Annotated in this window: 23 protein-coding genes; 7 read left to right on the plus strand and 16 right to left on the minus strand. The window is 67.1% G+C overall.

Annotated features, from left to right (window positions below):
- Positions 1-7: 7 nt before the first annotated feature.
- A complete protein-coding gene (locus tag ACFULV_RS06270) occupies positions 8-2,380 on the plus strand; it encodes a lysylphosphatidylglycerol synthase domain-containing protein (RefSeq protein ID WP_378634829.1) in 2,373 nt (790 codons plus the stop codon).
- An 81-nt stretch (positions 2,381-2,461) separates the two neighbouring features.
- Here the strand turns inward: ACFULV_RS06270 and ACFULV_RS06275 are convergent, their stop codons facing one another.
- Entirely contained in the window at positions 2,462-3,010 is a 549-nt protein-coding gene (locus ACFULV_RS06275; protein ID WP_378653683.1) for a hypothetical protein, read from the minus strand.
- Positions 3,011-3,250: 240 nt separating this feature from the next.
- Between ACFULV_RS06275 and ACFULV_RS06280 the strand changes: the two genes are divergently transcribed.
- Entirely contained in the window at positions 3,251-4,024 is a 774-nt protein-coding gene (locus ACFULV_RS06280; RefSeq protein WP_358185311.1) for a GntR family transcriptional regulator, read from the plus strand.
- 10 nt (positions 4,025-4,034) lie between these two features.
- On the opposite strand, the gene ACFULV_RS06285 is transcribed toward ACFULV_RS06280, so the two are convergent.
- The 5 genes from ACFULV_RS06285 to ACFULV_RS06305 all read right to left on the minus strand — a co-directional run bounded on the left by ACFULV_RS06285 (position 4,035) and on the right by ACFULV_RS06305 (position 9,835).
- On the minus strand, positions 4,035-5,471 hold the full coding sequence (locus tag ACFULV_RS06285; RefSeq protein WP_378653686.1) for a threonine/serine exporter ThrE family protein: 1,437 nt from the start codon (positions 5,469-5,471) through the stop codon (positions 4,035-4,037).
- A gap of 254 nt (positions 5,472-5,725) precedes the next feature.
- On the minus strand, positions 5,726-6,844 hold the full coding sequence (locus ACFULV_RS06290; protein WP_301904126.1) for a nitronate monooxygenase family protein: 1,119 nt from the start codon (positions 6,842-6,844) through the stop codon (positions 5,726-5,728).
- Positions 6,845-6,888: 44 nt separating this feature from the next.
- A complete protein-coding gene (locus ACFULV_RS06295; protein ID WP_378653689.1) occupies positions 6,889-8,241 on the minus strand; it encodes a wax ester/triacylglycerol synthase family O-acyltransferase in 1,353 nt (450 codons plus the stop codon).
- Positions 8,242-8,457: 216 nt separating this feature from the next.
- The gene (locus tag ACFULV_RS06300) at positions 8,458-9,318 is read right to left on the minus strand and encodes a hypothetical protein (RefSeq protein ID WP_378653692.1); all 861 of its coding nucleotides are present in this window, start codon (positions 9,316-9,318) and stop codon (positions 8,458-8,460) included.
- Between the two features lie 67 nt (positions 9,319-9,385).
- Positions 9,386-9,835 carry a MarR family transcriptional regulator gene (locus ACFULV_RS06305; RefSeq protein WP_364402674.1) on the minus strand — a complete coding sequence of 150 codons (450 nt, stop codon included), beginning with the start codon at positions 9,833-9,835 and terminating at the stop codon, positions 9,386-9,388.
- A gap of 106 nt (positions 9,836-9,941) precedes the next feature.
- Here ACFULV_RS06305 and ACFULV_RS06310 point away from each other — a divergent pair, with 106 nt between their 5' ends.
- Entirely contained in the window at positions 9,942-11,120 is a 1,179-nt protein-coding gene (locus tag ACFULV_RS06310; protein WP_378653695.1) for an MFS transporter, read from the plus strand.
- Between the two features lie 63 nt (positions 11,121-11,183).
- On the opposite strand, the gene ACFULV_RS06315 is transcribed toward ACFULV_RS06310, so the two are convergent.
- Together ACFULV_RS06315 and ACFULV_RS06320 are read right to left on the minus strand one after the other, a co-directional pair.
- Positions 11,184-12,881 (minus strand): cutinase family protein, encoded by a 1,698-nt coding sequence (locus tag ACFULV_RS06315; RefSeq protein WP_378653698.1) that lies wholly within the window; start codon positions 12,879-12,881, stop codon positions 11,184-11,186.
- Between the two features lie 88 nt (positions 12,882-12,969).
- On the minus strand, positions 12,970-13,950 hold the full coding sequence (locus ACFULV_RS06320) for a LysR family transcriptional regulator (protein ID WP_378653700.1): 981 nt from the start codon (positions 13,948-13,950) through the stop codon (positions 12,970-12,972).
- Positions 13,951-14,062: 112 nt separating this feature from the next.
- On the opposite strand from ACFULV_RS06320, the gene ACFULV_RS06325 reads away from it, so the two are divergent.
- Positions 14,063-14,944: an NAD(P)H-binding protein gene (locus ACFULV_RS06325; protein WP_378653703.1), complete on the plus strand. Its 882-nt coding sequence runs from the start codon at positions 14,063-14,065 to the stop codon at positions 14,942-14,944.
- 44 nt (positions 14,945-14,988) lie between these two features.
- Complete coding sequence (locus ACFULV_RS06330; protein ID WP_378653706.1) at positions 14,989-15,354, plus strand: darcynin family protein; 366 nt, start codon at positions 14,989-14,991, stop codon at positions 15,352-15,354.
- An 81-nt stretch (positions 15,355-15,435) separates the two neighbouring features.
- On the opposite strand, the gene ACFULV_RS06335 is transcribed toward ACFULV_RS06330, so the two are convergent.
- Positions 15,436-16,575, minus strand: a complete 1,140-nt coding sequence (locus tag ACFULV_RS06335) for a cation:proton antiporter (RefSeq protein ID WP_378653708.1) — start codon at positions 16,573-16,575, stop codon at positions 15,436-15,438.
- Positions 16,572-16,949 carry a hypothetical protein gene (locus ACFULV_RS06340; protein WP_378635257.1) on the minus strand — a complete coding sequence of 126 codons (378 nt, stop codon included), beginning with the start codon at positions 16,947-16,949 and terminating at the stop codon, positions 16,572-16,574. The genes ACFULV_RS06335 and ACFULV_RS06340 overlap by 4 nt, the downstream gene beginning before the upstream one ends.
- A gap of 309 nt (positions 16,950-17,258) precedes the next feature.
- On the opposite strand from ACFULV_RS06340, the gene ACFULV_RS06345 reads away from it, so the two are divergent.
- Entirely contained in the window at positions 17,259-17,708 is a 450-nt protein-coding gene (locus tag ACFULV_RS06345; protein ID WP_378653711.1) for an SgcJ/EcaC family oxidoreductase, read from the plus strand.
- A 23-nt stretch (positions 17,709-17,731) separates the two neighbouring features.
- Here the strand turns inward: ACFULV_RS06345 and ACFULV_RS06350 are convergent, their stop codons facing one another.
- The 5 genes from ACFULV_RS06350 to rpsF all read right to left on the minus strand — a co-directional run bounded on the left by ACFULV_RS06350 (position 17,732) and on the right by rpsF (position 23,122).
- Entirely contained in the window at positions 17,732-20,743 is a 3,012-nt protein-coding gene (locus ACFULV_RS06350) for a replicative DNA helicase (protein WP_378654006.1), read from the minus strand.
- A gap of 667 nt (positions 20,744-21,410) precedes the next feature.
- A complete protein-coding gene (gene rplI / locus ACFULV_RS06355; RefSeq protein ID WP_378634861.1) occupies positions 21,411-21,863 on the minus strand; it encodes a 50S ribosomal protein L9 in 453 nt (150 codons plus the stop codon).
- A 17-nt stretch (positions 21,864-21,880) separates the two neighbouring features.
- The gene (rpsR, locus tag ACFULV_RS06360) at positions 21,881-22,132 is read right to left on the minus strand and encodes a 30S ribosomal protein S18 (protein WP_056823934.1); all 252 of its coding nucleotides are present in this window, start codon (positions 22,130-22,132) and stop codon (positions 21,881-21,883) included.
- A 32-nt stretch (positions 22,133-22,164) separates the two neighbouring features.
- Positions 22,165-22,740, minus strand: a complete 576-nt coding sequence (locus ACFULV_RS06365) for a single-stranded DNA-binding protein (protein WP_056823931.1) — start codon at positions 22,738-22,740, stop codon at positions 22,165-22,167.
- A gap of 94 nt (positions 22,741-22,834) precedes the next feature.
- Entirely contained in the window at positions 22,835-23,122 is a 288-nt protein-coding gene (rpsF, locus tag ACFULV_RS06370) for a 30S ribosomal protein S6 (RefSeq protein WP_056823926.1), read from the minus strand.
- Positions 23,123-23,292: 170 nt separating this feature from the next.
- Between rpsF and ACFULV_RS06375 the strand changes: the two genes are divergently transcribed.
- Entirely contained in the window at positions 23,293-24,669 is a 1,377-nt protein-coding gene (locus ACFULV_RS06375) for a hypothetical protein (RefSeq protein WP_378653714.1), read from the plus strand.
- Between the two features lie 60 nt (positions 24,670-24,729).
- Here ACFULV_RS06375 and ACFULV_RS06380 read toward each other — a convergent pair whose 3' ends face one another.
- Positions 24,730-25,839, minus strand: a complete 1,110-nt coding sequence (locus tag ACFULV_RS06380) for a DUF475 domain-containing protein (RefSeq protein ID WP_378653717.1) — start codon at positions 25,837-25,839, stop codon at positions 24,730-24,732.
- Between the last annotated feature and the right edge of the window lie 9 nt (positions 25,840-25,848).

A 25,848-nucleotide genomic window follows, 5' to 3' on the forward strand; every position in this document is an offset into this window, starting at 1 on the left:
GCGGCTCATGCGAGTCGACGGTCGGGAGATCCCGGTCACGGGGAAACTCCTGCAGCCGATGATCCGTCGTACCAGCGACATCGTCCGGGTGGTGCTGGCGGGAATCGGCGTCGCCGTGGTGATCGCGGGCTCGCTGATCACCCGGCCGGAGTGGCTGGCGCTGGAACGCTCGGTCGCCAAGATCGTGGACTTCCTCAGCCAGGACCAGGCGACCATGGTCTACCTGATCTACGGAATGCTCATCCTGGCACTGCCGTTCGCCATCTTCATCGAACTGGTGTTGCGCAGGCAGTGGAAGCTGCTGTTCGGGTATGGCGCGGCGGGCCTGCTCGCGGTGCTGGCCCTGTCGATCACCGGGGCGGGCATCTCCACGCCGAAATGGCACATGCCGGTCCCGGACCGCTTCGATACCTTCCTCTCCCAATTCCTCGACGATCCACGCTGGATCGCGATGCTCGCGGCGATGCTCACCGTGTCGAGCCCGTGGCTGCCGGTGCGGCCGCGACGCTGGATGTGGTTCCTGCTGTTGATGTTCGCGCCGATCCACCTGGTGGTCAGCTCGGTGGTGCCCGCTCGGGCGATGCTCGGCCTGGTGGTCGGCTGGCTGGTCGGCGCGGTGATCGTCTGGGTGGTCGGCACGCCCGCGCTCGAGGTGCCGCTCGACGGCGCGGTCCGGGTGCTCGCGGGGCGCGGCCACACCGTGAAAGCCTTCCGGGTCGATCGACCGGCCGGGCGTGGACCGCTGCTGCTCGCCACCGAGGTCGACGGGCCCGAAGACGAGATCATGGTCGAGCTGTACGGCAAGAACCAGCGCAGCTTCGGCGCGATCCGGCAGGTGTGGCGCTGGATCACGTTCCGCTCCAGTGAGACCGCGCCGCTGCACGGATCGATGCACCGGGCGGTGGAACATCGCGCGCTGCTCGGCATCGCGATCGGTGACCTCGGGATGGCCGACAGCCATCAGGTGGCGGTGGCCGGCCTGAGTCGCGGCTGGATGCTGTACGCGCACACCATGCCTCGCGGTACCCAGATCGCGACGTTGTCCGCGCAGGTGCTGCCCGGGGTGTGGCGGTCGCTGCTGCGGCTGCACGAGAACCAGATCAGCCTCGGCGATCTGCAACCCGACTTCGTGCGAGTCAGCCAGGGCGACACCCTGTTCGGCGGCTTCTCGGCCGCCGAATTCGGCGCGGCCGAGGCGCAACGGCAGACCGATATCGCCCAGCTGCTGGTGACCACCACCTCGCTCTACGGCAAACACGAGGCGGTCTCGGCGGCGATCGAGGTGCTCGGCGAGGACAAGGTCGCCTACGCGGCCCGGCGGCTGACGAAATCGGCCATGTCTATCGGCATCCGGAAGTCGGTGCCGCAGTGGACCAAAGTGATGGCCACCGCCCGCGAGGAGGTGCGCAGGCAGACCGGCCACGACCGCATCCAGTCCGAACAGATCACGCGGTTCTCCCGCAACCAGATCATCCAGCTCGTCCTGCTGGTCGCGCTGGTCTATGTGGCGTATCCGTTCTTCAGCCAGGTGCCGACGTTCTTCAGTCAGCTGCGCACGCTCAACTGGTGGTGGGCGCTCGCGGGACTGGCCGTGTCGGGGCTGACCTATGTCGGCGCCGCCGCCGCGCTCGGCGCCTGCGCGGACGGGCTGGTCAAGATGCGCTATCTGCTCGTGGAGCAGCTGGCCAACACCTTCGTGGCGACGACCACCCCCGCGGGCGTCGGCGGGCTGGCGCTGAGTGTGCGGTTCCTGCAGAAGGCGGGCATGACGACCCTGCGCGCGACCGCCGCGGTGGCGATGCAGCAGTCGATGCAGGTGCTCACCCACCTGGTCCTGCTCGTGGTGTTCAGCGTGGTGGCGGGCACCTCGACCAACCTGGCCCACATCGTGCCCGACGCGACCGTGCTGTATCTGATCGCCGGCGTCGGCGTGGGGCTGATCGGCGCGTTCATGTTCGTGCCGACGCTGCGACGCTGGGTCAATCACTCGGTGCGTCCGCAGGTCACGGAAGTACTGGGTGAACTCGCCGACCTCGCCAAGGATCCGATGCGATTCGTGGTCATCGTCGGCGGCTGTGGCGCGATCACGCTCGGCCAGGCGCTGGCCCTGTGGACGAGCGTCGAGGCTTTCGGCGGCGGCACGGATTTCGTGGCCGTCACCATCGTCACCATGATCGGTGGCACGCTGGCCTCGGCCGCGCCGACACCCGGTGGCGTCGGCGCGGTCGAGGCGGCCCTGATCGGTGGTCTCGCGGCGTTCGGCGTCCCGGCCGAGATCGCGGTCCCCGCCGTCCTGCTCTACCGCGTGCTGACCTGCTGGATCCCGGTGGGTCTCGGCTGGCCGGTCATGCGCTGGCTGGACAAGAAAGACATGATCTGAATACTTGGAGCGCTGGCGCGCTCGAGTCGCGGCCCTTCGGGCCCCGAAGACAAGATTCCGGGGTGACCCTGACCGGCCGGGTCAGCTCGCTCGTAGTGCGATCACGAGGCCGTCCTTGGAGCACACCTGCGGCACCTGGGTGTCGGGCTGGGAGTTGCACTGCCAGCCCAGGACCACCACCGAATCCGACGGGGCGATCGTGGTGACGTAGGCGGTGGCGACGTTGATCGCCTCGGTGCAGCCGGGGCGGCCGTCGGCGGTGCCGACCGCGATCACGGTGCGGGTGGCGCCGCCCGCGTCGGTGACCGGGCCGCAGTTCACGTCGTCCACGACGGGCGGCGGGACCGGCGGGGCGGTGCTGGTGACCGGTCCCGGGGGCGGGGTCGGGTCAACCGTGCTGATCGGGCTCGGGGCGGGGTGCGGCGGATGCGTGGGACTCGGCGGCGGCAGCGGAGCGGCCGAACTGCCGGTCAGCTTCGTCGCGGTGGAGCTCGCGGCAGCCGTCGTCGGCGTCGCGATGGTGCTCGACGTGTGCGCCGAGTGATCTTCCTCGTCCTTGTCGCAGCCGGACAAGCCTGCGACCACGGCGAGTGCGGCAACCGCGCTCGCGGCGAGCCGAATTGTTCTCACAGTTCCTCCCGAGATGTTTAGCTGCCCCGTTGCCTGCGTATTCAATCACGGTGTCGCACAGCGCTGTCTGATCCAGCTGAACGGCACGCCAGAAGGAAAGCCCGCTGATCGGAGACCTGGCGTCGCATCGATAGCGACGCGATCGCTGAAAGTCTCGATTCGAGCGCGCCAGCGCTCCGAGGACAGAGCGCCTAAACTGTCTGGGACGTAGCCGGATCATGACCGAGAGGTGTTGTTTCGATGGGATCCCGGACGGTGGTCGCCGACGTCGCCGATGAGTTGGCGCGCCGCGTAGCCACCGGCGAGTACCGGCCCGGCGAGCTGATGCCGTCGGTGCGCCAGGTCGCCGACGAGTTCGGGATGAACCGCGCGACCGCCCAGCTCATCCTCGGCCGCCTCGAGTCCTACGGATTCGTCGAGGCCAGGCGAGGTAAGGGCTTCACCATCCGCGATGTCCGCGTCGAGGGCGGTATGGACGTCTACCGCCACCTGTTCCGGTTCTCGATCACCGCGCCCGCGGTCGCCGCCGAGATGTTCACCGACATCGTCGAGGTCGAACGCGGCATCGTGGGTGAGGCGCTGCTGGCCTACACCGCGGGGGAGAAGGTGCTCGATCCGGCCGAGCTCGCCGCCGCCGTCGACGAGCTGGAGGCGATGGCACGCCAGGCGGTGCCCGACCACGCGCGCATCATCGCCGCCGAGATCGCGCTGGTGCGTAAGCTACTCGGCGTGCTCGAGATGAGTATGCAACGCGCGGTGCTGAATTCGATCGCCGATATGGTCGTCGAGGTGCCGGAGGCGGTCGCCGCCTATTTCGCCGTCGCGCCCGATCTGCACGTGCTCGTCTGGCGCGCGCTGCTCGCGGTGTGGGATGCCGAATCCGCGCCGAGCGAGGCACAACTCGCGCTGTTCGGGGACCTGTTCGCGCTGTACCACGAGAAGGTGATCGCCCGCTTCGGTCAACTCGTCGGCGAGACTCCGGTCCACACCGTGCCGCTGAGCTCGGCCGTCTGAACCACCCCGGCTAGCTGTCTGAGTCGGATTTCTTCGTCGTCTGCGCGGTGTGCACCCACGGCAGATGGTGTGGTACCACCGTGTCGATGATGGTGCTCACGCGCGGTGCGTGCGCGGTGGCCAGACCCGAGCCGACCATCACGCCCAGCGCGATCGACATCACCGACAGCAGCGCCGAGACCAGCACCTCCAGCCCGCCGGTCGACACCCCCGACAGCGAATGCGTGACGAGGTCGGAGATCCCGGTGAGGCTGATCCCGCCGGGCACCAGCATCCAGAACGCGGGCAGGAACGCCACCTGGGTCGGTGGCGCGTGCTTGCGGCCCTGGATCAGATACGCGGCGTTCACGGCGACCAGCCCGCCGAGGAACGTGCCCGTCAGCGGACCGGACACGTGCTTGCCGAGGACCTGCGCCGCGTAGGTGATGTAGAGGACGAGCAGCAGCCAGCCCACCGTGTTCTGTGGTGCGCTCGATCGCCACGAATGCCCGTACCCGATCAGCAGCACCCCGAGTATCGGTGCCCACCACCCCAATTGAGCACTGCTCACCGGCGGATCCGACAGCGGCCCGAGCACACTGATCCCCACGTAGGACCCCAGCGCGAGCAGGAACAGCATGTTGATGCCGTAGACGACCCGGCTGGCACCGGCCACCATCGATCCGGTCGCCAACTCGATCGTGCCGTTGGTGAGCATCGCACCGGGCAGCAGCGTCGCGACCGCGGGAATCAGCAGTTGCTGCGGCTGTCCACCGGCGAGCGCGCCGGGAAAGCCGTACGCGAGCACCGCCACCACCGCCGACGCGACCACCGGCAACGCCATCGACAGCAGCCGCACCTTGTCGGCGAGCTGGGTCAGCACGCCGACGACCAGCCCGAGCACCACATAGCCGACCAGCGCCCGCGCGCCCGGGTTGAGCATCATGCCGATGCCGACGGTCAGCACGACCTGCCCGAGCAGGATCAGCCACGGCGGGCTGCCGGGCTTCTGGGTCAGGATCTTGTCGAGATCCCTCGATGCCCGGCTCGGCGGCGGCGCGTCCTGCTCGATCTGGTCGATCAGCCGGTAGAGGCCGTCGATCTGGTCGAGCGGCAGGGTGCCGACGCGGGCGTCGAGCATGTCGATGGCGGAGCTGTTGTCGGTGCGGACCCGGACGAACACGGCGGTGGGCAACACCATGAAGTGGATATTGGCGGTGCCGTAGCGCCGCGACAGCTTGTCGAGGATGACCTGCACTCGTGCGGAGGTCTCGCCGGCGCCGACCAGCGCCACACCGATGCGGCACAGCAGATTCAGCAGATCGGCGGGCACGGGCGGGTCGACGGGTTCGTGCTCGGTGGGTCGCGGCGCGGCCTTCGCGTATTGCTCGCGGATCTCGGCGATGGCCTGGGTAACTCGGGTCCTGGCCGCTTTCCAGGTCTTGCTCGCGTACTGCTCCGAAGCCATGTCACCGCCGTCCGCAACCTTTTGGCAATGGTGCGGGGCGGTGTGCTGAACACCGCCCCGCAGGTCAGATACGCCGAGTGTAGTGGTAGCCGGCACAGTGCGCGGTCCCAGCAATCGCACCGGTTCCCGCGATTTCGCAAGCGCATGGGTAACTCATCGGGCACGGGCTGACCGATTCGGCTCCCGAAGCTTGCCGCGTCGCCGGCTTTCCCCGCACCTGAGCCTGGCTGCAGTTCGCGGGGAGGCGGAAGAACTCAGCCGTTGAGTCGGGTGAGGCGGTCGTAGGCGGTGACGTATTCCTCGACGAGGCGGTTGACCACGTCGGCGCTGCGTTCGACCTTGTTCATCATGCCGACCACCTGGCCGACCGGGTTGAAGTTCACGTCCTTGGCGGCCTCGGGGTAGCGGTGCCCGCGCTTGACGCCGTCGAGGGCCACCATCATCTGCAGCGGCATCGGCAGCGGGTCGGGGGTCTCGGTGGACTCCCAGGCGTCGGTCCAGTCGTTGCGCAGCATGCGGCACGGCTTGCCGGTCCAGGAACGCGAACGGATGGTGTCGTGGCTGGTCGCCTCGAGGTAGGTGTCCATCTGTGCGGGCGGCACGTTGGCCTCCTCGACGGTGAGCCACAGCGACCCGGTCCACGCGCCCGCCGCGCCCATCGCCAGCGCCGCCGCGACCTGCGCGCCGTTGCCGATGCCACCGGCGGCCAGCACCGGCACGTCGCCGATCGCGTCGATCACCTGCGGCCACAGCACCAGCGAGGACACCTCGCCGCAGTGCCCGCCGCCCTCGGTGCCCTGGCACACCACGAAGTCGAGGCCGGCCGCCTTGTGGTTCATCGCGTGCTTGACCGAACCGCACAGCGCGCCGATCACCCGGCCGGAGTCCTGGATGCGCTTGACCACGTCGTCGGGCGGGGTGCCGAGCGCGTTGGCGACGAGCTTGGCCTTGGGGTGGTTCAGGATGACGTCGACCTGCGGTCCCGCGGTGGTCGCGGTCCAGCCGAGCAGCTCGTTGTGGTGCTCACCGTCAGGCAGTGCGGGCACGTTGTGGTCGGTGAGGATCTGCTGGGCGAAGTCGCGATGGCCCTGCGGAACCATCTGCGCCAGCTGCTTTTCCAGCTGTTCGGGGGTGAGCCCGTCGACGCCCTTGCCCTCGTATTTCGACGGAATCACCAGGTCGACGCCGTAGATCCCGGTGACGTGCTCGTCGAGCCAGGCCAGCTCCACCTCGAGCTGTTCGGCGGTGAAGCCGACCGCGCCGAGCACCCCCAATCCGCCCGCGTTGCTCACCGCCGCCACGACGTCGCGGCAGTGGGTGAAGGCGAAGATGGGGAACTCGATGCCGAGCTGTTCGCAGAATTCGGTACGCATACCGAACTGTAACACGTTCTAGTTTGGTCGAGAACGGTTAATTTCTACAGCGCGGCATCCTCGAGCGCGGCCAGTGAATCCTCGAGGTGATCGAGCAGTCGATGCAGGTCGGGCAGCGTGCGACGGCAGCCGACCAGACCGAAATCGAGGTTGTCACCGCTGGAGGTGAGCGTGATGTTCACGGCCTGCCCGTCGAGCGGGATCGACAGCGGGTAGGTGGCGTCCAGGCGCGAACCGTTCCAGTACAGCGGCTCGCGCGCACCGGGCACATTCGAGATGACGATATTGAACGGCGGCGTGGCCACCGAGGCGAACCCGGGCAGCAGCATCGCCGCCATCGGACTCAGCATCACCCCGGCCATCGCCAGCGTCTGCGCCGGGCTGAGCGAGTGGTACACCTCCTTGTTGCGACGCGTCGACTCGCTCACCACCCGCAGGCGTTCCAGCGGGTCCGCGATATCGGTGCCCAGATTGCACAGCAGCGCTGCGACTTTCACGCCCTGGCTGTCGACGTCGTCTTCCTCGCGCAACGACATCGGCACCATCGCGATCATCGGTTTGTCCGGCAAGGCGTCGCGCTCGAGCAGGTACGCCCGCAGCGCACCCGCCGACATCGCCAGCACCACATCGTTCACGGTGGCCCCGGTCGCCTTCTTCACCTGCTTGACCCGATCCATCGACCAGCTGCGCACCGCGCACTTGCGGGCACCGCCGATCGGCACGTTGAACAGCGTGCGCGGCGCCTCGAACGGCAGGGTGAGCTGCTGCTGCACCAGACCGGTGCGGGTGGCCTTCATCAACGCGGTGGTCGACGAGCGCGCCGATGTGACGGTATCGATCAGGCTGCCGAGCCGGGATTTGCCAGGGCGCGGCGGGCCGGGCTTGCGCGGCAGGTTCCACGGCCGCATGAGCTCGGTCGCGAACGGGTCGGTGGTCAGCGTGCGCCGCATGAGGCGCTGGGCCGAAACGCCGTCCACCAGTGCGTGATGCATCTTCGAGTAGAGCGCGAAGCGCCCGTCGGCCAGACCTTCGACGAAGTGCAGCTCCCACATCGGGCGGTGCCGGTCGAGCAGGGCGCTGTGCAAGGTCGACGCGTGGTCGAGCAGCTGGTCGATATGGCCGGGCCCGGGCAGGGCGCTGCGCTGCACGTGATAGTCCAGGTCGACGTCGTCGTCCTGGGTCCACGCCATCTGCGGTGCGCCCAGCCAGGTGGCGGGCCGCTTGCTGAACGTGGGCCGAACGGTCTTGTCGGCCAGCAAGGCCGCGCGGAACTCGCGCAGATAGTCGGGCCCGGCGTCCTCGGGCGGTTCGAACAATTGCAGTGAGCCGACGTGCATCGGGTGCTCGCGGGATTCCGCGAGCAAGAACAGCGCATCCAACGGCGCGATGAGATCCATGAAAGATCGCCCCCTGACGAGAGTGGATCGGTGCAAAGTCTTCAGACGATCGACCACGCTGTCGGGTTCGGCACCCCTGCGTGCCGTATATCCAAGTTACCCGTCCGTCCGGGGTCGCGTCAGCTGAACGCTCGGACCATCACGAACTCCATGGTGTTCACCGGATGTTCAGCTCGCGGAAGAGTACTGGATGCTCGAGCTGAGTGAACACGGCGGTCAGACTTTGACGGTCTGCGCTTCGCGGGTGTCGACGGCGTCGCGCGGATCATCTTCCTGCGGTGTCTCGTTCACGTGCTGCGGCTCGACCAGCTGCGGTGCCTCGGTGGGCTGTTGCGGCTCGGTGAGCGGCTCGGCCGCCTGCTCGGGCTCGATGGGCTGTTCCTCGGCGACTTCCTCGAATGCGATTTCTTCCGAAGGGGTTTCGGCGATCATCGGCTGCGGCGCCGGAACCGGATCTACACCGACCCCCTTCGAAGCGATCTCGATACCGAGCTCGATGCGCGTCGTCTCGACCAGCGCTCGCTCCTGTTCGGCGGCATGGCGCATCGCCTTCTGCCACAGCGACGCCATCTGCTCCAGCTCCTCGACCGTCGCCTCCACGTCGATGTGCAGCTTCAGCCGCTGCATCGTGATGTGCTGGGCGGCGGTGAGGGTGCGCAGCAGGTCTTCGCACTTGTTGGGAATCCGGCGATGCGCCACCACCCGAAGGCGAGTCAGCGTGCCGCCCGGGCGATCCCAGATCACCTTGTGGATCTGCGCGCTGACGCTGTCGATCTCGTCGGTGGTGACCAGATCCCATTCGCCGCAGGTGGTCAGGTCGGCGCGCACCGAGGCCGACATCTCCAGGATCGAGGCGACCGCGGCGAGCACCGTCTCGCGGCGCCACGCCTCGTGATCGCGCTGGTCACCCACCATGTTCGACAGTTCGACATTGCGCTGCGCGGCGTCGAGGGCCTGCCTGCCGCGCTCGTCGGCGGCCGCGATTCCTTCACGGTGGGTTCGGTTGTTGGCGATGACGCCGACCAGAACTGCGCCGGCGACGGGGAGCGAGCCGAGGAGTGGGAGCCACTGAGTCACCCAGCGATCATTGCACCGGTGCTCGCAACAGTCACCATGATCGGCGCGTTGGTATCGATGTCGCGTGTCAGCTCGGCGCCGGAACCCGGTGCAGAAAACCGACCAGGGGGGCGAGTTCCGGGATCTGCTCCGCGTCGGCGAGTGCCTTCTCGAGTGCTCGATCGTGGGTCGGTTTCGCCTTTTCGTAGGCGGCCCTGCCCGTTTCGGTGAGTTCGGTGTAGATGCCGCGGCGGTCGTCGGCGCACAGTACGCGCACCAGGAAGCCGCGGTCTTCCAGCCGGTTGACCAGTCGGGTGGTCGCGCTCGCCGACAGTGCGGCCGCGCGGGCCAGCTGGGAGATCCGCATGTGCCAGCCGTCCTGCCGGGCCAGTGCGTCGAGCACGGTGAACTCGACGATCGACAGCTCGTGTTCGCGCACCAGTTCGCGTTCGAGCGCGGTCTCGATGTGTCCGTGCAGCGCGGCCAGGGTGCGCCAGCCGGTCGCCCGTACCTCGATGGCGTCATCAGCTATACCCATGCGACGAGTATAGCTGGCGGTTGCAATATAGCGCGTGTGCAACTATCGTCGGTCAGCGTTAGTTGCACACGCGGGTAATCGGCCCCTGATGGAAAGAAGCGTTCACATGCCACTCGGTCTCATCGCTCTCGCGCTCGGGGGCTTCGGCATCGGACTCACCGAGTTCGTCATCGCGGGGCTGCTCTCCCCGGTGGCGGCCGACCTGGGCGTCTCGGTGCCCACCGCCGGCTACCTCATCTCCGGGTACGCGCTGGCCGTCGTCATCGGCGCGCTCGCGCTGACCCCACTGGTCAACCGGTGGCAGCCCAAGCGGGCATTGCAGCTGCTCATGGTCCTGTTCACCGCCGGCAACGCGGCCTCGGCGCTGGCTCCCGGCTACGCCGCGCTGCTCGGCGGGAGAGTGCTCGCGGCCCTCGCCCACGGCGCGTTCTTCGGCATCGGGGCGGTGCTGGCGTCCTCGCTCGTCGCGCCCGAGAAGAAGGCCGGAGCCATCTCGATCATGTTCGGCGGACTCACCGTCGCCAATGTTCTCGGCGTTCCGCTGGGCACGTTCATCGGCCAGCAGTGGGGCTGGCGGGCCACGTTCGTGGTGATCACCGTGGTCGGGCTGGTCGCGCTGGCCGGCATCACCGCGCTCGTCCCCGACGCGCCCGCCACCCGCGAACGCCCGAACCTACGGGCCGAGTTGTCGGTCTTCCGCAACACACAGGTCTGGTACTCGCTGGTCATGACCGTGCTGGTGTTCGGCGGGATGTTCGGTGCGTTCATGTACATCGAACCGCTGCTCACCCGCGTCACCGGCTTCTCCGAAGCGATGGTGCCCTGGCTGCTGGTGCTGTTCGGTGTCGGCCTGTTCTTCGGCAATCTGCTCGGCGGCCGCTGGGCCGACCGCGCACTCACCCGCACCCTGCTCGCGCTCACGCTGGCCCTCGCGCTTTCGCTGGCGGCATTCGCACTACTCGCCGACTACCGGATCGCGGCACTGCTGTTGCTGCCCGCCATGGGATTCTTCGGCTTCGGCGCCACCCCTGGTCTCCAGATGCGGGTGCTCGACAATGCCGGTGCCGCACCGACTCTCGCCTCGTCGGCCAATATCGCGGCCTTCAACGTGGGCAACTTCCTCGGCGTGTGGCTGTCCGGGCTGGCGATCAGCGCCGGGTTCGGCTGGGTGTCGCCGCTGTGGGTCGGAATGGGATTCGCGGTCACCGGGCTGCTGGTGTTGATCGCCGCGACACGCGGTGAACGCGCCGTTCGGCCTTCGGTCCCCGAACCCGTCTCGGTCTAGACAGACGAAAATCCCCGGTGCGCAGCGGATATCGCTGCCCACCGGGGATTTCGTGGTTCGTGACTAGTTGGCCGACGGGGTGGTCGTCGGGGCAACGGTGGTGGTCGGCTCGACCGTCGTGGTGGGAGCCACCGTCGTGGTCGGGGCGACCGTCGTGGTGGGGGCCACCGTGGTCGTCGGGGCCGGAGCGGCCGCCTGGTTGGTCGCCGGTTCCGGAGTGGTCGCGGGCGGGGCCACTGTCGTGGACGGTGCCGTGGTGCTGGTGCCCGTCTTGGACGTGGTGGTCGGCTTGGGGCTGGTCGTCGTCGACTTCGCGGAGGTCTTGGACGTGCTGGTCGGCGCGGTGGTGGTCGTCGCAGGCTTCGTCGGAGCCGCCAGCGCGGCGGTCACCGAGGCGTCGTCCGGCGCGGCCTTCGTGTCGATGGTCTCGCCCGCCTGCGCCTGCTTGGCCAGGTGCGTCAGCCAGGCTGCCGCGTACTCCGCCGAGGTCAGCGGCTTGCCGTTCGCGGCGTCGGAGTCACGCCAGTAGTCGAAGTGGTGACCGGTGCCGTTCGGGCCGAGAGTCAGCTGGTACGGATCGTTCATCACCACCGGGATCGTGTTCTGGTTCGTCACGATCAGCCCCACGATCTCGTTGAAGATCTTCTGCGGCAGGTACGCCAGCGGCGAGAGCTGCTCACCGGCGATCACGTCGGCCTTCGCGGGCGTGGTGGTCTGCCCCGGCTTGTAGTCCGGGTCCGACACCTTCAGCAGCACGTCGAGGAAGGTCTCGTCGCTGGCCATCCAGTTCGGGTTCGACCCGATATCGGAGAACGCGGCCATCGCGATCCGGCCCAGCGTGAACGCCATGTCCTGGCCCATCGCCGGGGTGATCGCGGTGACGCCGTTGCGCTCGAGGTCGGCGCGCTGCAGTTCGTCGATATTGATCTGACGACCCACATTGGCGGCCAGCTGCAGCAGGGAGATGTTGTCCGGCGCCGCGCAGGTGAGGTCGCCCTCGGAGCAGAAGGAGGCGATCTTGCCGTCGAGCGCGCCGAAACCAGCGCCCGTGGTAACGCCCTGGCCCGAGATCGGCGTCTTGCCGTCCTGGTACTTCTGGTCGAAGTTGTCGGGGCGCGCGAACGGGTCGTCCGCACCGAGGAAGGTGCCGTCGCCGGCCTTACGACCCGGATCGGCGAACATCACCACCCCGAGCACGTCGTCCGGGTTCACGGTCGCGTACCCGTCGGCGGGGTCGTCGTTGCCGATGCCCTCTGCCACGCGACGCACCACATCGGCGCCCTCGCTGTAGCCGACGATCGAGAACTTGGTGTCCGGGCAGGCCGCCGAGATCTCGCGCATCACCTGCTGGGTGTTCTCCACACCCCGGTTGACCGCGTCCTCGTAGCTCGCCAGATCGGCGGGGTAGGCGATGTACACCGCCGCGTAGTCGCCCTCGGCCACGTCATCACGCGGGGCGTTCACCACCGGATCCACCCACACACTGCTGTGGTCGCCCGACAGCGCGGCGGGCAGCGGATTCCCGTTGGCATCGAGCAGCATCGCCGTCGTGCCCTCGACCGGGGTGTCGTTGCGTCCGGCCACCGAGATGGTCACCATCTCGCGGCACTCCGTCACCGACGTCGTCAGCTCGTAGCTGGGTGATTCCGGCTGCGACGTCACCGCGAAGGAAGCGGCGACAATCGCCGCGACGCCCAACGCCGCAGGCGCGGCAACAGCCGAAGCAATGCGATGTTTCGCAAGAAACTCACGCAGATTCATATGTGATCCCGTTCGAATGACCTACAGGTGGGCAGGCCCCCCGACGGGCCGCATGTCACGAACAATGTCGCGCCCACCAGCAAGATCGTTACTGACGCAAACGGGAACCCCTGCCCCCATTTCCTGGGTCATGCGCGATCGCTCTCACCGAGAAGGTCCGGCGGACGGCGTCGCGAAGCCAATGGTGGGCGCCGTCGGCGGTGTGACGGGGGTGCCAGGCCATGCCGATCGTGAGGGGCGGAAGGTCCACGGGGATGTCGAGCAGCTGCAGGCCGAGGGTGGTCGCGTCGACGGTGAGGGGCGACGGGTCGGCGCCGGGGAGCGCAGCAGGGACCAGGCAGACGATGTCGGAGCGGGCGGAGAGGGTCATGGCGGCCAGGTGGCTGGGCAGGACGACGCTGACCCGCCGTCGGAGGTTCTGCTCGGCCAGCGCCGCGTCGAGCGGGCCGGTGAATCGGCCACGGCGGCTGACCGCGACGTGTTGGGCCGCAGCGAGCCGGGCCGGGGTCAAGGGTTCTTCGGTCAGGGGGTGGCCCGGCCTGACGGCCGCCACCATGCGCAGCGTCACCAATTCCTCGACCTGGGTTTCGGGATCGACGTGATCGATGGACCCGACTTCCAGATCGATCCGGCCGTCGCGCAGCGCGGATCCGGCCTCCCATTCTTCGGCCAGCAGCCGGAACGAGACCCCCGGCGCCTCCCGCTCGGCCAGCGCCAGTAATCGGGGTGCCAACGCCGCGCCGACCAGGTCGGCGGTTTGGAGGGTGAAGGTGCTGTTCAGGCCGGCCGGGTCGACCCCCGTGCCGGGACTGAGCAGCGCTCCGAGGCTGCGCACCACCGCGGCGGCTTCCTCGCGCAGAGCCTCGGCGCGCGGGGTGGGCACCATGGTCTGTCCGGCCCGGACCAGCAGGGGATCTTGGAGGATGCGGCGCAGCCGGGCGAGGGTGCGGCTCATCGCGGCGGGCGAGGTGTGCAGGCGGGCGGCGGCGCGGGTGACGCTGTTCTCGGCCAGCAGGGCGTCCAGCGCGAGAGCGAGATTGGCGTCGACGACCGGATCAGGGCTGTTCACCAGCATCATTCCATTTCAGTCAATAATTCCGTGCTGAAATTCCTATTGTGGCAATACGTGGTTCTCCGCAGGATGACGGGTGTACCGATTCACCACAACCTGCGAGGCGAACATGATCGTTATCACCGCTCCCACCGGGAACATCGGCCGTCCCCTGCTCGCCCAGCTCCTGGATTCGGAGGAGGAATTACGGGTGATCGTGCGTGATCCCGCGCGCCTGCCCGACACCCCACGCGGACGCGTCGAGGTGATCACCGGCTCGCACGCGGACGCCCACGTCCTCGATCGAGCCTTCGACGGCGCGGACGCCGTGTTCTGGCTCGTCCCTCCTGATTCCTCCCGACCCCCGCACGACGGCTGGAGCGGTTTCACCGGCCCCGCCACACGGGCGATCGCGGCCCACGGTGTCGGCCGGGTCGTCGCGGTGTCGGCACTCGGGCGCGGCACCCCGCTCGCCGACCACGCCGGCTTGGTCACCGCGTCCCTCGCCATGGACGACCTCATCGCCGAGAGCGGCGTCGCCTACCGGGCGTTGGCCAATCCGTCCTTCTTCGAGAACCTCCTGGAGGACGTCGACTCGATCCGCGACAAGGGCGTGTTCGTCGATGTCGTCGACGCCGACCGCAAGGCGCCGATGGTCGCGGTCGCCGACATCGCGGCCGTCGCCGCCGACCTGCTGCTCGACCGCTCATGGACCGGTACCGACAACGTTCCCGTCCTCGGCCCGCAGGACCTGTCACCCAACGACCTGGCCCGCATCATGACCGAACAGCTCGGCCGCCCCGTCCGTTACGAACGTCAATCCCTCGACGAACTACACACCACCCTCGTGGGCTACGGCCTCGATCCGGCGTTCGCCCAGGGTGTCGTCGACATGAAGCGAGCCAAGGACCAGGGCCTCGACGCCGGGGTCACCCGCACTCCGGAAACGGCGTCTCCCACCAGCTTCGAGCAGTGGTGCGCCACAACCCTGAAGCCCGCTGTCTTCTCCTGAACCCACTTCCGACCCGTACCACCAAGACCTTTGGAGACATCCTCATGCCCGCTGCGCACACCGAACCACCGGTCACGGCATTCATGCTCGTCAAGACCACACCCGAATGGCTCGCCCTGACCGTCCAGGAACGTGTGGACGCCTTCACCACCCAGGTCCTGCCCGCCATCGAAGCCAAGACCACCGGTGTGCGGTCACGCTTCTACGACACCGAGTTCTACTCCGCCCGTGTCACCGATGTCTGGGTATGGGAAGCGGAAAGTCACCACGCCTACCAACTGCTCATCGACGCCCTGCGCGAAACCCCGTTCTGGGATCGCTATTTCGAGGTCGTCGACCTACTCGTCGGCACCGAGAACGGTTACGCGCGAACCTACGGTCTCGATACCGTCGCCTCTGTCAGCACGTGAAACCGACGGCCCGAATTCGGGTTCGGGTGCGCGATGCCCTCGATGCGGTGTTGCGTCACCCGTCCGGGTGTTCGTCGCGGCTCACGGACTGGTCGCCGGCGCTTTCGCCGCGAGTCGTCCGGCCGCTACCGTCGCCGCCGCGATGGTGCACAGCGCCGCCAGCATGATCGCCGAGCCCTCACCCGGCACGAGCACCCCCAGCTGACTGCCGACGGTCACCGCCGCGACCGGCACCCCGATCTGGGCCGCGGCGAGTGCGCCGTAGGCGACCGGCTGGCCGAGCAGTCGCGCCGCACAGTGCACGCCGAGGGCTCCGAGGCCGAGCACCAAGCCGAGCAGGATGAACCGCGGGTGCTCCCCGAACTCGCGCAGATCGAGCCGGGCGCCGAGCCAGACGAAGAACAGCGGAGCGAGCAGCCCATCGCTGATCGCGAACACCTGCTTGGCCACCCGACGCGGTTCGCCGACCCCGGCCACCGCCAACCCCGCCGCGAACCCGCCGAGCATGATCGACACGTGCATCGCGCTGGCCACCCCGCACAGCGCGAACACCAGCACCAGACTCACCCGTAGTTCCAGCGTGAATTTCCGGTCCTCGGACACCTCGTGCACCTGACGCTGCGCACCCGTCTGCTGGAGATAGCGCAGCACGAAGAACATCACGGTCGCGCAGAGCGCCACGACCACCGCGCCGATCGCGGCTCGAACCGCGTTCGCCGGATCGATCACCAGCGGCAGCGCGACGATGCAGGCGGTGTCGGCGATGGCCACCTGCGCGGTGAGCGCGAGCACCGGCGGCCCACTCAACCGCATCGAGTCGATGATCGGCAACGCCATCGCCGCGGACGACGACGCCATCAGCACCGCGTAGACCGCCGCGTGCCCGACATCGAACGTCTGCGCCACCGCCCAGCCCGCCACCGCCGCCACCACACCCACCAGCACGGCCCGCGCCACCCCGATACCGAGCGCGGTACGGACCCGCGGATCACGCACCGGCACATGGGTCCCCGCGGCGAACATCACCAGCGCGAAGCCCATGTCGGCGAGGAAGACGAAGATCGGATCGGTGGGGTCGAGGATGCGAAGACCGGTGGTGCCGAAGATGATTCCCGCGAGGAGCTCGCCGAGCAGCACCGGCAGGTACAGCTGTCTCGGCAGGGCGAGCAGCGGCCCGATCAACCCGAGCGCCACCACCAGCGCCAGGGTCGCGAACGTCATGGCATCGCGGCGATCTTGGCGGGGATCTCGACATTCTCGTCGGCCCAGTACAGCGCGCACACACGGTGATAGCCGTCGGCGATCAGCATCGGCACATTCGCGCGGCAGTCACCCCGCACCAGCAGGATCGGCGAGAGTCTCCTACCCTCGTTCACCTTGAGCAGGTCTCTGCGCACATGCGGGTTGTCCGGGGTGAGGGCTTCGAGCTGCGACGCCCGCAGAATGTCCTTCGCCTTCTTGACCACCACCGGCGCGGCCCTGAGCTCGGCCACGATCGCGTCGACCATCGCCTTGTCGCCCAGCAGATCGAGATAGTCGGCGGCAGCGGGATAGTCGTGATCTTCCGGTGCGGACTTCCACTTCACCTGCAGAATCTGGTCAGCCATCGACCCATCATCCGCCGCACCCGACCGATTCCCCGGGAGGCAGCCGGATGTCGCCGATCGGTTTCGCGATCGGTATCGGCGTCAGCGAACTCGGGCGGGAAGGTCGGCTTCCGCATTCACCAGAGGTCGACCCAGTCCGGGCGCAGCGCCAGATCGAATCCCGCGGCCCGTTGCCGCGCGGATTCGCACCCGAGCGTATCGGCTCGGGTGCGACCGAAGTGCGTTGTGTCTCAGCCACGGTGAAGCGTTCGTGGCTCCCTTGACCTGAACCACTGTTGAGGGTCGAGAGTTTCTCTCATGAGCACGAACATGATTCAGCCCCCGGCCGTCGAAGACGACACTGTGGACCACACCGCCGACATCGCCGCGATTCGCCGGATCATCACCGACACGCAGACCGCGTACAACACCAACGACGCGGAACTCATGACCGCACAGTTCACCGCGAACGCGGTGGTCGGCAATGCCGTCGGCATGCTGATCAGCGGACACGACGCGCTGCTCGACGCGAACCGGCGCGGGCTGGCCGGATTCCTGAAGGACGAATACGTCCGATACGACGTCGTCGACGTGACCTTTCTGCGCCCGGATGTGGCCATCGCCCACAAGACCGCACGCGCCACCACCGCCGCCGGCACCCTGATCGACACCGAACCGGCGATGGTCGCGCTGTACGTACTGGTCAAGCAGGACGGACAGTGGTGGACCGCCGCCCGGCAGAACACCCTGGTCCCGTCAGCGGGGTGATCCCGCTGTGGCGCGGCGGCTGGTCAGCCGCGGGCCATATCGACGAAACGGCTGAGGTGCAGCTGGTGGGCGACGGTGATCGTGGCGGTCGGACCATTACGGTGTTTGCCGACGATGAGGTCGGCTTCACCGCCACGGGGGTCGTCGCGTTCGATGGCGTCGGGGCGGTGCAACAGGATGACCATGTCGGCGTCCTGCTCGAGGCTGTTATGGGCTGAAATACCTTGTGCCACAAAGTTATGCGTGCCCGGGACGGTTCCGTCGTAGACGTCTTGTTCGCCGAGGCTGGTGATTTCGACGATCTTGTCCCAGAACACATCGTTCGTGGCGAGCATGTCGATATCCGCGTCATCCAGCACCGCGGCGACACGAGCAAGGCGGGAACGGCTGGGGGAGCGCTTCCACATGGTGCTGCCGCAGAAGCGAGAACCCATGGCGGCGGAGAACTCTCGGTGCGTCATCTGCTTGTCGGCCAGCAGAGTTCTGACGCGGCTCCAGACCTCGGTGGGGATAGTGTCGACGTTCGTGTTGCGGGCCATCGGGGCCAGCTCGACTAGAGCGGTCTCGGCGGACTTGCCGCGGGCGCCGTGGACGCCGACGTCGCGAAGGAATGTCGTCTGGTTCTCGCCGCCGTCGATTGTCAGGTGATAGCAGTCGCGGTAGTCCGTCTTACGGACGGTTTTGATGCGACCGTGTACACCGAGGCGCAACAGCAACTGGTTCACGTCGTCGACAAGGCGTCGGCTGGTCGAGGCATAGTACACGCGAGCCTGTCGAGCTTTCGCGTCCCAGCGCACCGAGCCATCGGTTGCCCACAGGTGACGCAGGAACAGCGCGATCTGATCGTTGGGCAGCGCGAAAACCGTTTCGGGGACGAACTTTTCGTAGCTCCGCAGACCGAAAAGGCCGAGGGTGTCCAACCAGGCAGCGATCGGGTTGCGCTTGCCGTGGGTGAGTCGGTAAGGCGCAGGCAGGCGGAGAGTGGTGACGCGGGCAGCCGCGTACTCGTCACGGACCGCACTGACACCGAAGTGCTCGGCGGCGGTGGTGACGGCAGCGAGATTCTCTTCGTCGACGCTGGCATAGCGGATCGGCTGGCGCTTCACATACGAGCCGTCCCCGATCATGTGCGCGAGCATCACGATCTCGGCCTCGGGCAGCCGTGTGGTGTGTACGGGTTCCGGAACGAGTCGCGGCGTGGCGAGGCGGTCGCCGATCGCGAGCTTGTCGAGGGCGATCCAGCCGTCGACCGTCAGGAAGGGGTGGTTGCCAGTGGCTTCGACCTCGCGGCCGGAGGCTAGCTTCAGCCGGAACACTTCCTTGTGTCCGCTCGGGAACACCTTCACCATCGGGCGCGCGACCATCCGCATCCGCTCGTCGAGCGACCACACGAGCGGCTGCTCACCGCTGGCCATCAGTTCACCGAGGGTGACCTCGGCGCCGTTGTCAGCGCGCAGGATTCGCGTCGATGCGGGCATGCAGCCCGATTCGCGAAGGTCGGAGACCATCGGTCGCTTGTCGGTTCGCTGTTCCGGACCACGGTTCAGCTGGGAGATCGCGATCACGGGAACTTCGAGTTCCTTGGCGAGTAGCTTCAGATGTCGCGAGAACTCCGAGACTTCCTGCTGTCGGGATTCGACCTTCTTGCCCGAGCTCATCAGCTGGAGATAGTCCACCACAACGAGTTTCAGGTCGTGGCGCTGCTTGAGGCGTCGAGCCTTGGCGCGAATCTCCATCATGGTCAGGTTCGGCGAATCATCGACGAACAGCGGCGCCTCACTGATCTCGCTCATCCGGCGAGCCAGTTTGGTCCAGTCGTCGTCGCTCATCCGGCCGGAGCGCATGTCGCCGAGCTTGATCTTCGCCTCGGCCGAGAGCAGACGCATGACGATCTCGGTGCGGCTCATTTCGAGCGAGAAGATGACGCTGGCCATGCCGTGCTTGATCGAGCAGCTGCGCATGAAGTCCATGCCGAGCGTGGAGTTGTGTGTGGGCACCATGGTGCGGCCGGCCAGGTACATGTGATCGGCATTGTCGACCTCGACGCAGCGAACGAGTACGGGGTCGACCTTGCGGACGTCGACGATCTGACGTGCCGCCGAACGAGCGGACCGGGGCACCATGTGGGCGAAATTGTCCCTCGGTGTGCGCAGGCTGTGCGCGATCTCGCCGGTGGTCCGGACAACCGGATGCGGTGCCAGGGTCGGGGCGAGCGTAGTCCACAGGTGCTCTTCGTCAGCGGTGATCACGGTGCCATCAGAGAATTCGACCTCGTAGCAAGGACGGTCGGTCATCTCCTCGGTGGCCGCAAGCACCCTGGTGGGCCTGCCATCGGCCCCGAGCAGCTCCGCACCGACACGAACCTCACCCATGGTGGTCCAACCGCCAGGCGTCGGCAGCGGAGTGTCCAGCGCCAGCGCCTTACCCACGCCGGGTCGGGCCGCCACGATGATCATCTGCCCGGGATGCAACCCGTTGGTGAGTTCGTCGAGTTCGGTGAAGCCGGTGGGGACGCCGAGGGAGATGCCGCCTCGGGAGGCGATGGAGTCGATTTCGTCCATGGTGGGCTGGAGGAGTTCTTCCAGCGGGGTGAAGTCCTCGGTGGTGCGGCGTTCGGTGACTTCGTAGATTTCGGCCTGGGCGCGGTCGACCACTTCCGCGACGTCCTGGCCGTCGGCGCCGGCGTAGCCGAACTGGACGATGCGGGTGCCCGCCTCCACGAGGCGGCGCAGGATGGCCTTTTCGGCGACGATCTCGGCGTAGAAGCCGGCGTTGGCCGCGGTGGGGACGGTCTGGGTGAGGGTGACCAGGTAGGGCGGGCCACCGATGCGCTTGAGTTCGCCGCGGCGGTCGAGGCCTGCCGAGACGGTGACGGGGTCGGCGGGTTCGCCGCGGCCGTAGAGGTCGAGGATGGTGTCGTAGATCGCCTGGTGCGCGGGGCGGTAGAAGTCGCCGGGGCGCAGCACCTCCACCACATCGGCGATGGCGTCCTTGCTCAGCAGCATGCCGCCGAGGACGGACTGCTCAGCGGCCATATCGTGCGGAGGCTGACGACCGAAGTCCTCGCCGGGGGGTTCAGGCGTGAACTCGGTTTGCGCGCGGTCACCGGTGGTTGTCACCAGGGGAGTCCTCTCTGCCCGCAGAACCGGGGTTTCACATCGATGTTCTCGTTGTACTCCCGGACACCGACACGGATGTCAGCAATCGGTTGCCTGCGTGATTCCCGGGGTCGCGCGCAGGGCGATGCGACGAACCTAGGCGACGTTTTCGGGACTCGCCAACCCGACATGTGCACACAACTGTGGATAACTTGGGGGTAGTTCACCCGTTGTTGTGCACCGCCTGTGGAAAACATGGGGAAAACCCAGGTCAGTACGGTAAAACGCCCTGCTAGACCCCGGTTTGCCCAACTTCGTCCCTGTGGATGAAAGAAGTTCCGGCGTGTCGGTCGAGGTGAACAGCCGGGCGTGTTGGGTTAACAGCGATGGTGCAGGATATGACCGGAGTCACAAATCTGCCGGTCGGTTTCCGCAGTCATCCACAGGGTGAATAACCGGAGGTCAAGCAATTACCGACCGTGAGCCGCGCGACACCACCCATACCGGCCGCGACATCGGCTACCGATCAGTTATCGCAAAATCACCCTGAAAAAGGCAAGCAGAAACCACCCCTGTGCACGCACAGGGGTGGTTTCCGGCGAACTCAGTTCGCAGCAACCTCGAGGTTGAACTTCGCGGCCACGTCGGGGTGCAGGTGCACCACGATGCCGTGCTTGCCGGTCGCCTTGATGTGCGACTTCGGCAGCTCGATGCTGCGCTTGTCGACCACGGGGCCACCGGCCGCCTTGATGGCCGAAGCCACGTCGGTGGTGGTGACCGAACCGAACAGCTTGCCGCTGTCGGCGGTCTTCACGGTCAGCGAAACCGCGGCGAGGCCCTCGATGGCCTGCTTCAGCTCGTTGGCGTGATCCAGGTCGCGCACCTTGCGGGCGTCCTGGGCGCGACGGATACCGTCGACCTGCTTCTGGGCGCCACGGGTGGCCTGGATGGCCAGACCGCGGGGCAGCAGGAAGTTACGGCCGTAGCCGTCCTTGACCTCGACAAGGTCGCCGGGGGCGCCGAGGTTGTCGACATCAGCGGTGAGGATGAGCTTCATCTGTGTGACTCCCTTTCTCAGCGAGCGGTCGACACGTAAGGAAGCAGAGCCACCTCACGCGAGTTCTTGACGGCGACAGCGATGTCACGCTGGTGCTGCACGCAGTTGCCGGTGACGCGGCGAGCGCGGATCTTGCCGCGATCGCTGACGTACTTACGCAGCAGCGTGGTGTCCTTGTAATCGATATTGACGATTCCGGACTTTGCTTCCTTGCAGAAAGCACAGGCCTTCTTCTTCAGTACCTTTTCGCGCGCGGGCGCTTTAGGCATGGTTTTCTCTCCGTACTATGAGTGCCGTTCGATCAGAACGGCGGTTCGTCATCCATGCGGCCGCCGCCCCCGAAGGAGCCGGCCGCGGGCGCGCTACCCCACGGATCGTCTTCGCCACCGGCATTGCTGCCGCCGGCCGGACGTCCGCCGCCGTTGTTGGCGTTGTAGCCGCCTGCGCTAGATCCACCACCGGCATTGCCGGAACCACCACCACTGAAGCCGCCACCGCCGCCTCCGCCACCGCGACCGGCCTTGGAGACCTTCGCGGTCGCGTAACGCAGCGAGGGACCGACTTCGTCGACCTCGAGCTCGACCACAGTGCGCTTCTCACCCTCGCGGGTTTCGTAGGAGCGCTGCTTGAGCCGACCACTCACGATGACGCGAGCGCCTCGGGTCAGACTTTCGGCGACGTTCTCCGCTGCTTCACGCCAGATGTTGCAGCGCAGGAACAGAGCCTCGCCGTCTTTCCATTCGTTCGAATTGCGATCGAACACACGGGGAGTCGACGCGACGGTGAAATTTGCCACCGCCGCACCTGCGGGCGTGAAACGAAGCTCCGGGTCCGCCGTCAAGTTTCCGATGACGGTAATGACCGTGTCGCCTGCCATGGGGTTCCTCCTGCTCGGGGTGCAGTCCGCATCTCGGGGATTTGCGCTCGAGCCTAAAGCTAGGCTCTGACATCAAATTCGAGAAGGGTGCGGACTACTTGTCGTTGCGCAGAACCTTGGTGCGCAGCACCGTCTCGTTCAGGCCCAGCTGGCGGTCGAGTTCGCTCACGGTGGCCGGGGTCGCGGTCAGGTTGACGATCGCGTAAATGCCTTCGGCCTGCTTGGCGATTTCGTAGGCGAGCCGGCGGCGGCCCCAGATGTCGACCTTGTCGACGTTGCCGCCCTCGGTCTTGACGACCGTGAGCAGGGTATCCAGGGACTGCCCGACGATGCGCTCGTCCAGGCTCGGGTCGAGGATGACCATTACTTCATATTGACGCACGGACCAATCACCTCCTGTGGACTAGGAAACGGCCATGGACTCTCCATGGCAGGAGGGTTCGTTGCGTCAGCAACCCGCCAAGGCTACATGAGCGGGTAGTGACCAGCGAAATCGATGCCTGCCGTGGGTGTACCCGGGTGTTCGGGACACCGCCGCATAATGTGGTCGCCATGACCACAGTCGGCCCGCGGCAGCGCGCAGCACGACGCGGCGCGACGTGGGCCGCTGCCTTGAGCATCCTGGTGATGCTGCTGTGTGGCCTCACTCTCGCGCTGGCCTATGCCAACAAGGCCCGGTGCGCGGGCGGCGCGATCGATGAATCCGGTCGCAGTCTGGTATTCGAGGAGCGCAAGGATTCGGATGTCTGCTATTCCGACATCCAATTCCTGTGGCTCGGCCGCGATATCGACAATCACGTCTTTCCGTACGTGGACGGCGCGATCACCGAAGACGGGGCGCTGACCGGCGGTGCGGTGGAATACCCGGTGCTCAGCGGTGTGCTGATGTGGGCGGGCGCCATCGGGGTGGACAACGACGCCGACTTCCTGTGGCACTCCGCGCTGTTGCTCGCGCCGTTCGCCCTGCTCACAGCGTGGATGCTGGCCCGGCTCGCCGGCCCGGCGGCGCTGCTGTGGGCGATCGGCCCGCCGCTGGTGTTCTACGCCTTCCACAACTGGGAACTGCCGGTGGTGTGCACGGCGGTGGCGGCGGTCTACGTGATGACGATGCTGACCGGCCTGTCCGTGCGCACCCGCGGAATCATCGCCGCGGTGCTGCTCGCGCTGGGTTTCTGTCTCAAGCTCTATCCGGGAATCTTCGTGCTCCCGCTCGCAGTGTTCGTGCTCACCGAGGGCGCACCGCGCGGTCGTCGCCCGATCGGTGAGCTGGACGTGGCGGGTGCCGCGCAGACCCTGCTGGCCGCGATGGGCACGGTGGCGGCCGTGAATCTGCCGTTCGTGCTGGCCGGGGTGGAGGGCTGGCGCGCCTCGATCACGTTCCAGCAGCTGCGGCAGGCCGACATCACCACCAACTCGATCTGGTACTGGGGCCACCAGCTGATCTTCGGCCGCGCGGCGGAAACGACACAGACCTGGCACGACGCGGTGGCGATCGCCTCGCCCGCCTTGATCTTCGGCGGATTCGCGCTGGCCCTGTGGCTGGGTTGGCGGCGCTGGACCCCCACTTCGGCGTATCCGTGGGTCGGCGTGAGCGCGGCGATGCTGGCCGCTTTCATGCTGTTCCACAAGGTGCATTCACCCCAGTACACCCTGTGGATAATCCCGTTCCTGGTGTTGCTCGAGGTGCCGTGGTCGCTGGTCGCCGCCTACCTGGTGGCCGACGCGGCGGTGGGCGTCGGGGTGTTCCGGTACTTCGCCGCGCTGGGCGAGGGCGAGGGCGTCGAGTTGATGGAAGGGATCGTCCAGTTCGGCGTGTGGTTGCGCACCGCCCTGTTGATCACCCTGTTCTTCCTCTTCCTGCGGGCGAGGGTGCGCGGCCCGCGCGTCGAACCGAGCACCGCGCCCGGCCGCCGACTGCAACCCGCGTGAACGACAACGGCGGCGAATCCCCGAGGGGACTCGCAGCCGCTGTCGATCTTCGGCGGTGGATCAGCTGACCGGAGCGGACTCCTTGGCGTCCTCCACAGCGTCCGGCTCCGCCTTGCGGTTGCGCAGGACGCTGGAGATGAGCGCCGCGCCGATGAACGCCACGCCGATCAAGCCCGTGATGAGCTCGTTGACGTGCACGCCGATCGAGACGAGCAGGATCGCCGCCAGCGCACCGATGGCCCAGTGGGCGCCGTGCTCGAGGTACACGTAGTCCGACAGCGTGCCCTGGCGAACCAGGTACACCGTGATCGACCGGACGAACATCGCACCGATCAGGCCGAGGCCCAGCGCGATGATGATCGGGTCGGAGGTGATGGCGAACGCGCCGATGACACCGTCGAAGGAGAACGACGCGTCGAGCACTTCCAGGTAGAGGAACAGGAAGAACGCGGCCTTGCCGGTCGCCTTGACCAGCGTGGACGGGCCACCCTGGGGCCCCTCTTCGAACTCCTCGGTGTGGAACATCGAACCGAGTCCGTCGACCAGGATGTAGACGATCATGCCGAGCAGGCCGGAGACCAGCACGGTGGAGCGATCGTCGGCGTCGGCCAGGAACTCCGCGACCAGCACCAGACCGGTACCGGCGACGACCACCGACAGCATGTCGAGCTTGCCCGCCTTGGCCAGCGGCTTCTCGAGCCAGCTGAGCCAGGTGATGTCACGCTCTTCGAAGATGAAGTTCAGGAACAGCAGCGCCAGGAACATGCCGCCGAACGCCGCGATCTGCGGGTGCGCGTCGGTGAGCAGGGTCTCGTAGCTCGCGCTACCGTCAGGGAAGTAGGCGGCGTCGTCCGCCGGCGGGTTCAGCGCCAGGTCGAAGGCCTCGACCGGGTTCAGGCCCGCGGTGACCCACACGATGGCCAGCGGGAAGATCAGACGCATACCGAACACGGCGATCAGCACGCCGACGGTCAGGAAGATCCGCTGCCAGAATTCGCTCATCCGTTCCAGGACGGTGGCGTTGATGACGGCGTTGTCGAACGACAGCGACACCTCGAGAATGCCGAGGATGGCGCACAGTGCGAGAGCGGTCAAGCCACCGTAGAGGTAGGCCACGACCAGCGAGAACACCGTGATGACGATGGACAGGCCGAAGATGCGCGTTATCACGCGGAGGGA

Origin of the sequence: Nocardia sp. NPDC057272, from assembly GCF_042668615.1 — a bacterium.
GTDB lineage: Bacteria > Actinomycetota > Actinomycetes > Mycobacteriales > Mycobacteriaceae > Nocardia.

Coding starts and splice junctions, on each gene's coding strand:
- ACFULV_RS06285 (WP_378653686.1), bottom strand. CDS start 5,471: ATGGCTTCGGAGCAGTACGCGAGCAAGACCTGGAAAGCGGCCAGGACC.
- ACFULV_RS06325 (WP_378653703.1), top strand. CDS start 14,063: ATGATCGTTATCACCGCTCCCACCGGGAACATCGGCCGTCCCCTGCTC.
- rplI (WP_378634861.1), bottom strand. CDS start 21,863: ATGAAGCTCATCCTCACCGCTGATGTCGACAACCTCGGCGCCCCCGGC.
- ACFULV_RS06350 (WP_378654006.1), bottom strand. CDS start 20,743: ATGGCCGCTGAGCAGTCCGTCCTCGGCGGCATGCTGCTGAGCAAGGAC.
- ACFULV_RS06330 (WP_378653706.1), top strand. CDS start 14,989: ATGCCCGCTGCGCACACCGAACCACCGGTCACGGCATTCATGCTCGTC.
- ACFULV_RS06270 (WP_378634829.1), top strand. CDS start 8: ATGCGAGTCGACGGTCGGGAGATCCCGGTCACGGGGAAACTCCTGCAG.
- ACFULV_RS06305 (WP_364402674.1), bottom strand. CDS start 9,835: ATGGGTATAGCTGATGACGCCATCGAGGTACGGGCGACCGGCTGGCGC.
- ACFULV_RS06310 (WP_378653695.1), top strand. CDS start 9,942: ATGCCACTCGGTCTCATCGCTCTCGCGCTCGGGGGCTTCGGCATCGGA.
- rpsR (WP_056823934.1), bottom strand. CDS start 22,132: ATGCCTAAAGCGCCCGCGCGCGAAAAGGTACTGAAGAAGAAGGCCTGT.
- ACFULV_RS06375 (WP_378653714.1), top strand. CDS start 23,293: ATGACCACAGTCGGCCCGCGGCAGCGCGCAGCACGACGCGGCGCGACG.
- ACFULV_RS06295 (WP_378653689.1), bottom strand. CDS start 8,241: ATGGATCTCATCGCGCCGTTGGATGCGCTGTTCTTGCTCGCGGAATCC.
- ACFULV_RS06290 (WP_301904126.1), bottom strand. CDS start 6,844: ATGCGTACCGAATTCTGCGAACAGCTCGGCATCGAGTTCCCCATCTTC.
- ACFULV_RS06365 (WP_056823931.1), bottom strand. CDS start 22,740: ATGGCAGGCGACACGGTCATTACCGTCATCGGAAACTTGACGGCGGAC.
- ACFULV_RS06335 (WP_378653708.1), bottom strand. CDS start 16,575: ATGACGTTCGCGACCCTGGCGCTGGTGGTGGCGCTCGGGTTGATCGGG.
- ACFULV_RS06280 (WP_358185311.1), top strand. CDS start 3,251: ATGGGATCCCGGACGGTGGTCGCCGACGTCGCCGATGAGTTGGCGCGC.
- ACFULV_RS06345 (WP_378653711.1), top strand. CDS start 17,259: ATGAGCACGAACATGATTCAGCCCCCGGCCGTCGAAGACGACACTGTG.
- ACFULV_RS06315 (WP_378653698.1), bottom strand. CDS start 12,881: ATGAATCTGCGTGAGTTTCTTGCGAAACATCGCATTGCTTCGGCTGTT.